At 71.5% G+C, this 13,687-nt stretch carries 11 protein-coding genes; 3 read left to right on the plus strand and 8 right to left on the minus strand.

Going from position 1 to position 13,687, the window contains the following annotated elements; all coding sequences use genetic code 11:
* Positions 1-52: 52 nt before the first annotated feature.
* From CP967_RS12295 to CP967_RS12330, 8 genes are all read right to left on the minus strand, one after another.
* Entirely contained in the window at positions 53-1,330 is a 1,278-nt protein-coding gene (locus tag CP967_RS12295) for a thymidine phosphorylase (RefSeq protein WP_150488031.1), read from the minus strand.
* 147 nt (positions 1,331-1,477) lie between these two features.
* The gene (locus tag CP967_RS12300; protein WP_150488032.1) at positions 1,478-1,879 is read right to left on the minus strand and encodes a cytidine deaminase; all 402 of its coding nucleotides are present in this window, start codon (positions 1,877-1,879) and stop codon (positions 1,478-1,480) included.
* Positions 1,876-3,141 (minus strand): ABC transporter permease, encoded by a 1,266-nt coding sequence (locus CP967_RS12305; RefSeq protein WP_150488033.1) that lies wholly within the window; start codon positions 3,139-3,141, stop codon positions 1,876-1,878. The genes CP967_RS12300 and CP967_RS12305 overlap by 4 nt, the downstream gene beginning before the upstream one ends.
* Positions 3,138-4,256, minus strand: coding sequence for an ABC transporter permease (locus CP967_RS12310; RefSeq protein WP_150488034.1), 1,119 nt, complete (start codon positions 4,254-4,256; stop codon positions 3,138-3,140). Before CP967_RS12310 ends, CP967_RS12305 begins: the two co-directional genes overlap by 4 nt.
* On the minus strand, positions 4,253-5,839 hold the full coding sequence (locus CP967_RS12315) for an ABC transporter ATP-binding protein (protein ID WP_150491815.1): 1,587 nt from the start codon (positions 5,837-5,839) through the stop codon (positions 4,253-4,255). The genes CP967_RS12310 and CP967_RS12315 overlap by 4 nt, the downstream gene beginning before the upstream one ends.
* Before the next feature lie 457 nt (positions 5,840-6,296).
* Positions 6,297-7,352, minus strand: coding sequence for a BMP family lipoprotein (locus CP967_RS12320; protein ID WP_150488035.1), 1,056 nt, complete (start codon positions 7,350-7,352; stop codon positions 6,297-6,299).
* Between the two features lie 141 nt (positions 7,353-7,493).
* Positions 7,494-8,705: an amidohydrolase gene (locus CP967_RS12325; protein ID WP_373300323.1), complete on the minus strand. Its 1,212-nt coding sequence runs from the start codon at positions 8,703-8,705 to the stop codon at positions 7,494-7,496.
* A gap of 249 nt (positions 8,706-8,954) precedes the next feature.
* Complete coding sequence (locus CP967_RS12330; protein WP_150488036.1) at positions 8,955-9,539, minus strand: TetR/AcrR family transcriptional regulator; 585 nt, start codon at positions 9,537-9,539, stop codon at positions 8,955-8,957.
* Positions 9,540-9,665: 126 nt separating this feature from the next.
* Here CP967_RS12330 and CP967_RS12335 point away from each other — a divergent pair, with 126 nt between their 5' ends.
* The 3 genes from CP967_RS12335 to CP967_RS12345 all read left to right on the plus strand — a co-directional run bounded on the left by CP967_RS12335 (position 9,666) and on the right by CP967_RS12345 (position 13,665).
* Positions 9,666-10,463 (plus strand): SDR family NAD(P)-dependent oxidoreductase, encoded by a 798-nt coding sequence (locus CP967_RS12335; protein WP_150488037.1) that lies wholly within the window; start codon positions 9,666-9,668, stop codon positions 10,461-10,463.
* Between the two features lie 766 nt (positions 10,464-11,229).
* Positions 11,230-12,462 (plus strand): MFS transporter, encoded by a 1,233-nt coding sequence (locus CP967_RS12340; protein WP_229888167.1) that lies wholly within the window; start codon positions 11,230-11,232, stop codon positions 12,460-12,462.
* Positions 12,463-12,624: 162 nt separating this feature from the next.
* Complete coding sequence (locus CP967_RS12345; protein WP_150488038.1) at positions 12,625-13,665, plus strand: SGNH/GDSL hydrolase family protein; 1,041 nt, start codon at positions 12,625-12,627, stop codon at positions 13,663-13,665.
* The last annotated feature ends 22 nt before the right edge of the window (positions 13,666-13,687 follow it).

The following is a 13,687-nucleotide window of genomic DNA, read 5'->3' on the forward strand; positions in this document are numbered from 1 at the left end:
GGTACCGGCGCGGGTCCGCCGGTACCGTCCGCCCTCACGGGACGACCGCGGGTCAGGCGATGCGCTCCCGTACCACCGGCGTGGGGGTGAAGGGGGTCCCCGCGGGGGCGACGTCGTAGGCGCCGGGGAGTGCCTTCAGGGCGTATTCGAACTTCTCCGGGGTGTCCGTGTGCAGGGTCAGCAGCGGCTGGCCCTCGGTCACCGTGTCGCCGGGCTTGGCGTGGAGCTCTACGCCGGCACCGGCCTGGACCGGGTCCTCCTTGCGGGCCCGGCCCGCGCCGAGGCGCCAGGCGGCGACGCCGACGTCGTAGGCGTCGAGGCGGGTCAGCACCCCGGAGGCGGGGGCGGTGACGACGTGCTGTTCACGGGCGACGGGGAGCGCGGCGTCGGGGTCGCCGCCCTGGGCGGAGATCATGCGGCGCCATACGTCCATGGCGGAGCCGTCGTCGAGGGCCTTCTCCGGGTCGGCGTCCTTGAGGCCGGCCGCGTCCAGCATCTCGCGGGCCAGGGCGAGGGTCAGGTCCCGTACGTCGCGCGGGCCGCCGCCGGCGAGGACCTCGACGGACTCGCGTACCTCCAGGGCGTTCCCGGCGGTCAGGCCGAGCGGGGTGGACATGTCGGTGAGCAGCGCGACCGTCCGTACGCCGCTGTCGGTGCCCAGCGCGACCATGGTGGAGGCCAGTTCTCGGGCGTCCTCGATGGTCTTCATGAAGGCGCCGGAGCCGGTCTTGACGTCCAGGACGAGTGCGCCGGTGCCCTCGGCGATCTTCTTGGACATGATCGAGCTGGCGATGAGCGGGATCGCCTCGACGGTGCCGGTGACGTCGCGCAGCGCGTACAGCTTCTTGTCGGCGGGGGCGAGCTGGTCGCCGGCGGCGCAGATGACGGCGCCGGTGGTGTCGAGGACGTCGAGCATCTCGGCGTTGGAGAGCAGCGCCCGCCAGCCGGGGATGGACTCCAGCTTGTCCAGGGTCCCGCCGGTGTGGCCGAGGCCCCGCCCGCTGAGCTGCGGGACGGCGGCGCCGCAGGCGGCGACCAGCGGGGCGAGCGGCAGGGTGATCTTGTCGCCGACGCCGCCGGTGGAGTGCTTGTCGGTGGTGGGGCGGGAGAGGCCGTCGAAGCTCATGCGCTCGCCGGAGGCGATCATCGCGGCGGTCCAGCGGGCGATCTCGGTGCGGTTCATGCCGTTCAGCAGGATCGCCATGGCCAGCGCGGACATCTGCTCGTCGGCGACCTCGCCGCGGGTGTAGGCGTCGACGATCCAGTCGATCTGCTCGGGGCTGAGTTCGCCCCGGTCCCGCTTGGTGCGGATGACGGAGATGGCGTCCATGGCGTGAGAGTCCTTCCGGCCGGTGCGTACGCGGGAGTCCTGGATCACTCTACGCGCATAGAGGACGGGGTGGGCCGGACGGTTCGCACCCGTCCGGCGCGTGGGGGCCGCCGGAGTCCCCGGCGGCCCCCACGTCCTGGGGAACGGTCAGCGCAGATGCTGCGGCCCGAAGGCCTGCGGCAGCATCTCGTCGAGGGTGCGGAAGCCGTCCGGGGTCTCCAGGACCAGCTCCGGCCCGCCGAACTCGTAGAGCAGCTGCCGGCAGCGTCCGCAGGGCACCAGCGGGGCGCCCTCGCCGTCCACGCAGACGAAGTGGGTCAGCCGGCCGCCGCCGGTGGCGTTCAGCTGGGAGACCAGCCCGCACTCGGCGCAGAGGCCGACGCCGTAGCTGGCGTTCTCCACGTTGCAGCCGGTGACCGTGCGCCCGTCGTCCGCGAGGGCGGCGGCCCCGACCTTGTAGCCGGAGTACGGGGCGTACGCCCGGGACATGGCGTCCCGGGCCGCCTCGCGCAGGGCCTCCCAGTCGGGGGGCGTCCCGGCGCCCGTCATTTGCCCTCGCCCTTGCGGTACGTCATGCCGTCGGCCTTCGGCATCCGCAGCCGTTGGGCGGAGAGCGCGAGGACCAGCAGGGTCGTGACGTAGGGGGCGGCGTCGACGAACTGGCTCGGGACCTGGTCGGTGAGCGCGTACCAGGTGAACAGCAGCGCCGAGACGGCCGCCGAGACCACCGCGGCCACGTACTTCCTGCGGTACAGCTGCCAGATCACGGCGGCCACCAGCAGGATCGCCAGGAGCAGCAGCATCGCGTGGACGTTCTCGGCGCCGCCGCGCAGCTTGAGGCTGTCGGTGAAGCCGAAGAGTCCGGCACCGAGCGCCATGCCGCCCGGCATCCAGTTGCCGAAGATCATCGCGGCGAGGCCGATGTAACCGCGCCCGCCGGTCTGGCCCTCCTGGTAGATCCCGGTGGAGACGATCGCCAGGAAGGCGCCGCCGAGGCCGGCCAGCGCTCCGGAGACGGTGACGGCGATGTACTTGTACTTGTAGACGTTGACGCCGAGGCTCTCGGCGGCCACCGGGCTCTCACCGCAGGAGCGCAGCCGGAGGCCGAAGGCGGTGCGCCAGAGCACCCACCAGGTGGCGGGGATGAGCAGCAGGGCGACGACGGTCAGCAGGGACAGGCCGGTGAAGACGCCGCCGACGATGCCGGCGAGGTCGGAGACGAAGAACCAGTGCCGCTGTTGCAGGTCCTGCATCCAGTCCGAGAGCCCTGGGACGGTGATCTTGTCGATGGCGTCGATGCGCGGCGACTGCTTGGAGGAGCCGCCGGGCGCGTCGGCGAAGGTGAAGTTGGAGAGGTAGCGGGTGAGGCCGACGGCGAGGATGTTGATCGCCACACCGGAGACGATGTGGTTGACGCCGAAGGTGACGGTGATGACGGCGTGCAGCAGACCGCCGAGCGCGCCGCCGATGACGCCGAACAGGACACCGGCCCAGGGGCCCCACTGGAAGCCGGCCCAGGCACCGAACCAGGTGCCGAGGACCATCATCCCCTCGAGCCCGATGTTGACGACACCCGCGCGTTCGGCCCACAGGCCGCCGAGCCCGGCGAGGCCGATCGGCACGGCGAGTTCGAGGGCGCCGTGCACCTGTCCGACGGAGGTCACGTCGTTCGCGCCGCTGATCAGCCGGACCAGGGACACGAGGGCCAGCGCACCGGCGATGACCAGGAGGACGACGGGCAGGGACAGCTTGCGCCGGCCGCCTCCCTTCGGTGGGGCGACGCGAGCGGCGGAGACTTTGCTGGTGCTCACAGGGCCGCCTCCTTCTCGGTGGTGAGGGCGTGGCCGGCGGCGAGTTCCTCGCCGACCTTCTGCTGCTGGCGGCGGGTTCCGTAGCGCCGGACGAGTTCGTAGCTGACGACCACGGAGATCACGATCAGGCCCTGCATGATCGTGGCGATCTCCTTCTCGTACCCGAACTGGTCGAGCGAGGAGGACGCCTTGTCGAGGAAGGCGATCAGCAGGGCGCTGAGCGCGATGCCGAGCGGGTTGTTCCGGCCGAGCAGGGCGATGGTGATGCCGGTGAAGCCGATACCGGTGGGGAAGTCGAGGCTGTAGGTGTGGGTGTCACCGAGCAGCGTCGGCATGCCGGCCAGACCGGCGACGGCACCGGAGATCAGCATCGAGGTGAGGACCATCTTCTTGGCGTCCACACCGGAGGCCTGGGCGGCGCTCTCGCTGGCGCCGGTGGCGCGCAGGTCGAAGCCGAACCGGGTGCGGTTCAGGACGAACCAGTAGACGAGGCCGCAGCCGGCGGCGACGAAGGTGAAGCCGTAGATCTCGCCGGCCTCGGGGCTCAGGGAGAGGCCCGGGAACCAGCCCGACTCCGGGATGTCGCCGGTGGTCAGGTTGTTGGAGCCGGCGGCCTGCTCACCGAAGTTCTTCGGCAGGATCAGCCAGGCGATCAGCGAGGTCGCGATCGAGTTGAGCATGATCGTCGCGACGACCTCGCTCACCCCGCGGGTGGTCTTCAGGAAGCCCGCGATGCCCGCCCAGAAGGCGCCGACCAGCATGGCGACGACGACGATGAGGACGATCTGGAGCGGCCCGGGGAGATCGACGCTGGCGCCGACGAGGGCGGCCATCATCGCGGCCAGGCGGTACTGCCCGTCGACCCCGATGTTGAAGAGGTTCATCCGGAAGCCGACGGCGACCGCGAGCGCGGCGAGGTAGTAGGTGCCGGCCTGGTTGATGATCAGCACCTGGATGTCGGAGTACGACGCCTGCTCGAACATCAGCCGGTACGGCTCGAAGGGGTTGCGCCCCGATGCCAGCAGCACCAGGGTGGTGAGCGCGAACGCGACGACCAGGGCGAGTGCCGGGCCGGCGAGGCCCAGGATCAGCCGGTCCTTGTCGAATTTCTTCATCGGGCCTCGTCCTTAGGTGCTGCTTCGAGGTGACCGGCGGCGGCACCGGTCATGGCCGAACCCAGTTCCTCGGGAGTGATGGTGGCGGGGTCGGCGTCCGCGACCAGCTTTCCGCGGTACATGACGCGCAGGGTGTCGGAGAGCCCGATGAGCTCGTCCAGGTCCGCCGAGATGAGCAGGACGGCAAGGCCCTCGCGGCGGGCCTCACGGATCTGGTCCCAGATCTGGGCCTGTGCGCCGACGTCCACCCCGCGGGTGGGGTGGGCGGCGATCAGCAGCTTGGGGCCGTGGCTCATCTCGCGGCCGACGATCAGCTTCTGCTGGTTGCCGCCGGAGAGCGAGGCCGCGGTGACCTCGATGCCGGGGGTGCGCACGTCGTACTCGCGCACGATGCGCTCGGTGTCGGTGCGCGCCGCCTTGGGGTCGAGGAGGAAGCCCCGGCTGTTGGGCTTCTCGGTGACGTGGCCGAGGATGCGGTTCTCCCACAGCGGGGCGTCCAGCAGCACCCCGTGGCGGTGGCGGTCCTCGGGGATGTAACCGATGCCGTCCTCACGCCGCTTGCGGGTGGGGGCGTTCGAGATGTCCACGCCGTCCAGGGTGATGGCGCCGCTGTCGGGGCTCCGCATCCCCATGAGCGCCTCGATCAGCTCGGTCTGGCCGTTGCCCTCGACACCGGCGATGCCGAGGACCTCTCCCTTGTGGATGGTGAGGCCGACCTCGGACAGCACGTCGCGGACGGCGCCGTCCGGGTCCGTGGCGCTGAGCGAGAGCCCCTCGACGCGCAGCATCGGCACGTCGGTCACCGTGGACTCGCGGGTCTCGGGCGAGGGGAGTTCGCTGCCGACCATCAGCTCGGCGAGCTGCTTGGTGGTGGTGTCCGCGGGGTCCGCGGTACCCACCGTCGTACCCCGCCGGATCACGGTGATCTCGTCGGCGACGGAGAGCACCTCGCCCAGCTTGTGCGAGATGAAGATGACCGTCAGGCCTTCGGCCTTGAGCTCCCGGAGGTTCGCGAAGAGCGCGTCGACCTCCTGCGGGACGAGGACGGCGGTCGGCTCGTCCAGGATCAGGATGCGGGCGCCGCGGTAGAGGACCTTGAGGATCTCCACGCGCTGCCGGTCGGCGACCCCGAGGTCCTCGACGAGCGCGTCGGGCCGTACGCCCAGACCGTAGGCGTCGGAGATCTCCTTGATCTTCCTGCGGGCGGCGGAGCCGATGCCGTGCAGCTTCTCGCCGCCGAGCACGACGTTCTCCAGCACGGTGAAGTTGTCGGCGAGCATGAAGTGCTGGTGCACCATGCCGATCCCGCGCGCGATGGCGTCACCGGGGTTGCCGAAGGTGACCTGCTCACCGTCCACGGCGATGGTGCCCTCGTCCGGCTTCTGCATGCCGTAGAGGATCTTCATCAGGGTGGACTTGCCGGCACCGTTCTCTCCGACGAGGGCGTGGACCGTGCCCTTGCGGACGGTGATCCCGATGTCGTGGTTGGCGACGACGCCGGGGAAACGCTTGGTGATGCCGTGCAGTTCTACGGCGGGGGGACTGCTGGACGCGTTGATGACGCACTCTCCTTGGCCGGACAGGAGCGGGGGCACAGGGGCGGGCGGGACGGGCGGGGTGAAGCTATCGCGCCGGAAGGCTGTCTACACGCGTAGCGCTGCCGAATCGTGAAGCACGGGACCGTCGGGCGGCCGGTCGGGAATCCGGGGCCGCCATGGGCGGGTACCGCACAGGACACGACTTCTTCGGTACGTCCGGGAGGGCTTCGCCGTCCCGGAGGCTTCGGGCCCCGGAGGTTCCGGGGCCGGGGGGCAGGGGCCCGGCGGGAACCGGGGGCGGGGGTTCGCGGCCGGGACCACCGGACCCGGCCCGCCCCGGGACCCTGCCGGGCCCGGGGGCCGGCGGGATCTTCGAGGGCCGGCGGCTCCGGGGCCGGGACGGGCCCCTTCGGCGCGGGCTCCGGCGAGCACCCCACGGGCCCGGAGCGGCGACGACGCCCACTCCGGGCCCACGGGAAACCAGCCGGTGCGGCCGGAGCCGTTACGGGGCGGTCTTGACGGTGATCTCGCCGGCGATGATGCTCTTCTTCGCCTCGTCCACCGCGGCGATGACGTCGGTCATCTCCGTGAAGGCCGGGTTGGACATCGCCAGGCCGACGCCGTCCTTGTCGAGGCCGTAGCGGACCTCACCGGTCTCGGGCTTGCCGTCCTGGACGGACTTGATCAGGTTGAAGACGGAGTCCTCGACGTCCTTGGTGACCGAGGTGAGGATCGACTCCTTGTAGGCGGCGAGCCCCTCCTGCTTGTACTGGTCGGAGTCGACGCCGATGTTCCACTTGCCCGCCTTGGAGACGGCCTCGATGGCACCGGAACCGGCCAGGCCGGCCGCCGAGTAGACCACGTCGGCACCCTTGTCCAGCTGGCCCTGCGCCGCGGCCTTGCCGAGGTCGGGCTTGGAGAAGCCGTCGAAGTTCGGCGGCTGGGTGAGGTACTGCGGGACGACCTTCACCTTGGAGTCGGTGTCCTTGACGCCCTGCGTGAAGCCGGCCTCGAACTTCTTGATCAGCGGGGTCTCGACACCGCCGATGAAGCCGACCGTCTTGGTCTTGGTGACCTTGGCGGCGGCGACACCCGCGAGGTAGGAGCCCTGCTCCTCGTTGAAGACGATGTTGGCGATGTTCTCGCCGGTCACCGAGGCGTCGTCGATGATGCCGAAGGTGATCTTCGGGAACTTCGGGGCGACCTTCTCTATGGCGGGGGCGTAGGCGAAGCCGACGCCGATCACCGGGTTGTTGCCGGCGCGGGCCAGCGCGGTGAGGCGCTGCACCTTGTCGGCGTCCGCCTCGCCGTCGGAGGGCTCGGCCTCGGTGCCCTTGACACCGAGCTCCTTCTCGGCGCGGGCGAGGCCCGCGTAGGCGGCGTCGTTGAACGACTGGTCGCCGCGGCCGCCGATGTCGTACGCGATGGCCGTCTTGTCGGCCTTGGAGTCGGAGCTGCTGCTCGACGAGGAGGAGGACGACTCGCCGCACGCGGTGACGCTGAGCGCGAGCGCCGCGGACATGACGCCCACGGTGGCAATCCTGGTGATCCGGCGCAAGGGAAGGCTCCTTCAAACCTGACCGAAGCGCCTCTTCCGGCGCTGGTTTCGCCGCGATCGTAACGCGCGTAGATGTCAGATAAGGACCCCTACGGAAGCTGTTATCGGATCGTCGCGAACAGAAGGTGTCCTCCGCGCCGATCAGGGATTGCCGTCGAGCAGCGCCGAGGCGGTGAACAGCTCCACCCCGACCGTGATCGCCTCCTCGTCCACGTCGAAGTTCCCGCGGTGCAGGTCCAGGCCGCGGGCGTCCCCGACCGGGCGCACGCCGAGCCTGGCCATGGCGCCGGGGACCTGCTCCAGGTACCAGGAGAAGTCCTCGCCGCCCAGGCTCTGCTCGGTGTCCTCGATCGCGTACGATCCGCGCCGTACGGTCATGGCGGCGTCCAGCAGGCCGATCGACTCGGCCTCGTTGACCACGGGCGGGACTCCCCGGATGTAGTCGATCACCGTCTTCGCCCGGTACATTCCGGCCACCTCGTCGATGGCGGAGTGGACCAGGTCGGGGGCCTGGCGCCAGCTCTCCAGGTCGAGGCAGCGGACCGTCCCGGACAGCTCTGCGTGCTGCGGGATGACGTTGGGGGCGTGCCCGGTCGTCAGCCGTCCCCAGGTGACGGCGAGCCCGGCCCGCGCGTCCACGCGCCGGGAGAGCAGCGCGGGCACGTCGGTGACGATACGGGCCGAGGCGGTCACCAGGTCGGTGGTGAGGTGCGGGCGGGCGGTGTGGCCGCCCGGTCCGTCGAGGGCGACCTCCAGCCGGTCGCAGGCGGAGGTGATCGGCCCGATCCTCAGGCCGATCTTCCCCACGTCCACCTTGGGGTCGCAGTGCACCCCGATGATCCGCCCCACGCCTTCCAGGACGCCGGCCTCCACGGCGTCGGTGGCCCCGCCGGGCAGCACCTCCTCGGCCGGCTGGAACAGCAGCCGCACCGGGCGGGGCAGCAGTCCCTGCCGGTCCAGGCCGGCGAGCACCAGCCCGGCGCCGAGGACGCAGGTGGTGTGGACGTCGTGCCCGCAGGCGTGCGCCCGGTCGGGCACGGTGGAGCGGTAGGGCACCTTGGTCTTGGTGTCCGGGATCGGCAGCGCGTCGATGTCCGCCCGCAGCGCCAGCATCGGCACCCCCTGGCCCCGGTCCCCGATGTCGCAGATGAGCCCCGTGCCCAGGGGCAGCACCCTGGGGCGCAGCCCCGCCTTCTCCAGCCGGTCCTTGATGGCGGCGGTGGTGCGGTACTCCTGGTTGCCGAGCTCCGGGTGCATGTGCAGATCACGGCGGAAGGCGATGAGCTCGGCACGCAGGTCGTCGGAGAGGGTGCCGGGCATGACGGCCTCGGCACGGGACGCGCGGGACTTCAACTGGTTCACCCAGTGAAGGTTAGGCCCCCACCCCCCTCAACTGGCCACAGATCAACAAAAGTTCAGCCGCACAGGGGAACGAAAGTCGGCGCTGCGGCGTGTGAGGGCCCAGTGGGGTGGGTACACTGCGCGGCTCCTTCCGGGTGCGTACGGCGCACACATGCCGCGCGTCCCGCCCGCTCCGGCCCCCGGACGGCGGCCCCGGAGTCCGGGGAGACCCCGGGCCGGGGCCGCCCGGCGGGGGCCGGATCAGGAATCGATCAGCCGCTGGACGGCGTCCCCGTACCGCGCCGCGAGGACCTCGGGGTCCGCCGCGAGCAGGACCGGGTCCTGGACCACATGGAGGCTGGTGAGCAGTCCGCCGAGCTGGGCGGCGATCAGATGGGCGCGGAGCTCGGCGTCCCCGCCCTCCAGCCGGCGCACCAGGGGGCGGGCGAAGACGTCGTCGACGGCCGTACGGAGGGTGCGCCGCACCTCCTCCCGGTCCGAGGCCCGGAACAGTGCGGAGAGCGCGGTCACGGCCAGCGCCCCGGTGCGCGTCGAGGGCAGGCACACCACGTGACCGACGATCGCCCTGCCCATGCCCTCCAGCGGTCCCTCCATGACCTGGGCGGCGGGCAGGTCGACGGTCATCGTCTCCAGGAACAGCCGTTCCTTGGAGCCGAAATGGCGGATGACCAGTGCGGCGTCGACGCCCGCGCGGGCTGCCACGGCACGGATGCCGACGGCGTCGAACCCCGCCTCGCCGAAGAGCTCGCGGGCGGCGTCGAAGATCACGCCCCGGGTCACGGCTGCGGGCTGCCGGGGCTTGGCGGCGCGGGGGCGTGCGGTCATGGCGGAAGGGCTCCTCGGTCGTGCCGTTCGATAAGTCATCATAGATGACTTACGCTTGTCATCATTGTTGACAACGGTCCGCGGACGGCGGGGGGCGGCCGCCGGAAGAACGAAGGAGCAGCGGATATGGACCGCTTGAAGGACAAGGTCGCGATCATCACGGGCGCCGGCAGCGGGATCGGCCGGGCCGCCGCGGAACTGATGAGCCGCGAAGGCGCGCTGGTCGTGGCGGCCGACCACGACACGGCCTCGGCCGAGCGGACCGCGCGCCTGATCGGCGACGCGGGCGGGCGGGCGCTGGCGTACACGGTGGACGTCATGGACGACACCTCCGTGGGCGACATGGTCGAGGCCTCGGTGCGCGAGTTCGGCCGCCTCGACGTCCTGTGCAACCACGTCGGCGGGACGAACCCGCGCAAGGACCTGGACCTGCTGCGCCTGGACATGGACGAGTTCACCCGGGCCGTGGACCTCAACGTCCGCTCCACCCTCACGGGCTCCCGGTACGCCATCCCCCACATGGCGCGCTCGGGCGGCGGCTCGATCGTCAACACGGCCTCGGTGGCCGCCCTGGTCGGCGACGTGCTCCAGATCTCGTACGGCGCGGTCAAGGCGGCGGTCGTCAGCGCCACCAAGTCGATCGCCGTGCAGTACGGCCCCCAGGGCATCCGCTGCAACGCGGTGGCTCCGGGGACGGTCATGACCCCGGCGCTGCTGGACAACCTCCCGGCCGAGGTCATCGAGTCCCTGAAGGGCTACAACTCGCTGCCCTACCTGGGCGCCCCGGAGGACATCGGCCACACCATGGTCTTCCTGGCCTCCGACGAGTCGCGCTACCTCACCGGCCAGCTGCTGGTGGTCGACGGCGGGATGACCAGCCAGTCGCCGGCCGCTCCGGGGCGCCGGGCGATGCTGCCCGCGTGACCGTACGCGGCGGAGCCCCCGTCCGCCGGCGCCCGCGCCCGGCGGCGCCCCCGGTACGGGCCGGGGGCGCGGGCCGTCCGCCGGCCCGGCCGGGGAAGAGCGGGACCGGAGGCAGCGGGGAGGGGCGCGTTCGCCCCGGCGCGGGGCGGCGGTGCCGCCCGGGGCGCGGCCCGTCGCCGGTCCGCCCGGGACGCGTCCGGCGTACCGCGGCCGGACGGCGGGGGCGCCGCCGTAGGGGTTGACGACACCGGGCCGGGCAGGCGGTCACCAGGACGTGCGGGGCTGCGCGCGTCCGGCGGGCGCCGACGGCCGCGCCGGCGAGGACCGCGCGGGGCCCGCCGCCGCGTCCGGGAGTACGGGCGCCTCCCCGGCAGGACGGTCCACGGACGGAAGCGCCTGAAGCGGCTCTGACGGTCCGGAGCGGCGTCCGGGCGGAAAGGAATGCGGACGGATTCCCGAACTCGAATCCACCGTTCCGCAAACACATCCCGAATACCGGTCACGGAATCCGGTGTGGGTGGTATTGCCACACTGTCCACCGAATCACACAAACCGGAGAAGACCTTCCGGAATTCGAAACACACCTGCGGGAACATGGCCGAAAATTCGCTGGCATGGCGCGATCCCCGCACCAACAAACCCTACTGACCAGTCACTTGTCATCTCGCATACTGGAATCCTCTGGACGGGCCCGCCACGGTCGCGTTAATTTCCGCATCTCATCGGGGTCCGGAATTCCTGTCCTCTTTCCGAGCGGAGAGACGAGTTGCTTCCGAAGCGTCTGCTGCCGGCCTCCGGCCCGGAGCGATTACTTGCGGCCTCCACCCTGGTGAGTTCCGCGGGAAAAGGGATCTTCCTCACCGCCGGCGTCCTCTACCTGACGCGCGCGGTGTCCCTGCCCGCCGTGCAGACCGGGCTCCTGTTCAGCGTGGCCGGACTGGTGTCCGTGCTCGCGGGTATCCCGCTGGGCAAGACGGCCGACCGGTTCGGGCCGCGCGGGGTGCTGTGGGGCAGCCTGGGGCTCAGCTCCCTCTCCGCGCTCGCGTTCCTCCTCTGCCGGGGCTACGCCGACTCGCTGCTCGTCGTGATCGCGGCGACCGTCGGCCAGGCGGGCCTGCTGGTGGCGCGCGGGCCGGTCATCAACCGCATCGCCACCCGCAAGGCCCAGGAGCTCCGTGCCTACATCCGGGCGGTGACCAACGCCGGTATCGCGCTCGGTGCGGCGGTCGCGGGCTGGGCGGCCCAGCAGGACACCGCCCAGGCGTACCGGGTCCTGGTCGTCGTGTGCGCGGGGTGTTTCGCGGGCGCGCTGCTGATCGCGCTGCGGCTGCCCCGGCTCGCCCCGATCCCGGCCGACCGCGCGTCCCGCTGGGCCGCCCTGGGCGACCGCCCCTATGTGGTCCTGTCGCTGCTGGACGGCATCCTCTCCATCCAGTACCGGGTGCTGACGGTCGCTCTGCCGCTGTGGATCGTCACCGCGACCGAGGCCCCGCGCTGGTCGGTCTCCGGCGCGGTCGTCCTCAACACCGTTCTGGTGATCGCGCTCCAGGTCCGGGTCAGCCGCGATGTGGACACCCCCGAGCGGGCCGGCCGTGCCATGACGGTCGCCGGGATGTTCCTCCTGGGTTCCTGCCTGGCCCTCGCGGCGACGTCGGGGCTGCCCGGGGAAGCCGCCGTGGTGATGCTGGTGATCGCGGTCGCCGCGCACAGCTTCGGCGAACTGAAGCAGGCGGCGGGCGGTTTCGAGCTGTCCAACACCCTCGCCCCGCCGCATGCCGTCGGGCAGTACCTGGGGCTCTTCGGCATGGGGATGGGGCTCGCCGAGTCCTTCGGCCCGGCTCTGCTGACCTGGCTCTGTATCGGCTGGGGGTGGCCCGGCTGGTGCGTGATGGGAGTCGTGTTCCTGCTGGCCGGAGTGGCCGCGCGGCCGGTCGTCCGCTGGGCGGAACGCACCCGGCCCGCCACCTGGGCCGAACCACCACGAGCGGCCGCCGTCTGAGCCGTACCGACCACCCGCCCGGCCCCGCGCCCCCGCCCTCCGGGCCCTGCCCCGGCCCCGGGACCCGCGCCCCGGAGCCGTACCGCCCGAATCCGTACCGACCGAAGCCGTACCGCCCTGCCCGGTCCCCGTCCCCGTGGCCCCGCCGACGAAAGGTCCACCATGCCCACGCCTCCCTCGCACCGCGAGCGGCTCACCCCGCAGATGCTCCGGTACGCGGAGAAGTTCGACGACCGCGGAGAGATCCGCTGGCTGCCCTACCTCATGTACTTCCACGCGGCGGGCCACACCTCCGGCACCGTCAACACCGACCAGCTGGGCTTCCGGTTCTCCGAAGGCCCGGACGGGCAGCGGGCCTCCGCCGGCCGTCCGCCGGCCGGCGGCCCGGTGCGGCTGATCGCGGGCAGCTCCACCGTGTTCGGGATCGGGGCCTCCGCCGACGCGCACACCCTGGCCTCACGGCTCTGGGCCAAGCACGCCCCGTCCACCCCGTGGCTCAACTTCGGCGGGCGCAGCTTCAACTCGGCCCAGGAACTGCTGCTCTTCACCTTCTACCGCCATCTGCTCCCCCAGGTCGACGAGATCGTCCTGTTCAGCGGCTTCAACAACCTCGGGCTGGCACGGCTGCCGCGCTGGATGCAGGGGGACGAGGGGGCCTTCTTCAACGGCCACGACTACTTCGCCCAGGTCGAGGCCGCGAAGGAGCAGCAGCGCAGGGCGTCCTCGGGCCGCCGGCTCCTCGGCCGCCGGCCCGCCGGCCAGGAGAGCGGCCGGGACGAGACCGTACCGGACCTGGAGGACCAGATCGCCCAGGCCGTCGACCGTACGGTCCGCCACCTGGACAACTGGAAACTGCTCGCCCGGGGCACCGGTGCCAAGCTCACCTACGTCCTGCAGCCGCTCGCCCCCTGGGTACGCGAACGCCCGGCTCCCCAGGAGAAGTTGCTCTTCGACGAGCTGGACGGCCTCGCCGACTTCGGCAAGGCGTACGGCGACATCTGCACGATCGAGTCGGGCCGCCGTTACGCGGACCGGCTCCGGGAGGGCTGCGCCGGGATCGGTGTGGACTTCGTGGACCTCAACCCGCTCCTCGGCGAGGCGCTCGCCGCGGACGAGTGGCTCTTCGTCGACCGCATCCACTTCACCGACGAGGGGCACGACACCGTCGCCGCCCTGCTCTCCGACGTCCTCGGCCTGAACTGACCGGGCCCGACCGACCCATGAA

Origin of the sequence: Streptomyces nitrosporeus (assembly GCF_008704555.1) — a bacterium.
GTDB classification, from domain to species: Bacteria; Actinomycetota; Actinomycetes; order Streptomycetales; family Streptomycetaceae; genus Streptomyces; species Streptomyces nitrosporeus.

Bases quoted from the DNA above. Each gene is read 5' to 3' on its own strand.
- CP967_RS12330 (WP_150488036.1), bottom strand. From the start codon at position 9,539: ATGACCGCACGCCCCCGCGCCGCCAAGCCCCGGCAGCCCGCAGCCGTG.
- CP967_RS12345 (WP_150488038.1), top strand. From the start codon at position 12,625: ATGCCCACGCCTCCCTCGCACCGCGAGCGGCTCACCCCGCAGATGCTC.
- CP967_RS12335 (WP_150488037.1), top strand. From the start codon at position 9,666: ATGGACCGCTTGAAGGACAAGGTCGCGATCATCACGGGCGCCGGCAGC.
- CP967_RS12300 (WP_150488032.1), bottom strand. From the start codon at position 1,879: ATGACGGGCGCCGGGACGCCCCCCGACTGGGAGGCCCTGCGCGAGGCG.
- CP967_RS12310 (WP_150488034.1), bottom strand. From the start codon at position 4,256: ATGAAGAAATTCGACAAGGACCGGCTGATCCTGGGCCTCGCCGGCCCG.
- CP967_RS12295 (WP_150488031.1), bottom strand. From the start codon at position 1,330: ATGGACGCCATCTCCGTCATCCGCACCAAGCGGGACCGGGGCGAACTC.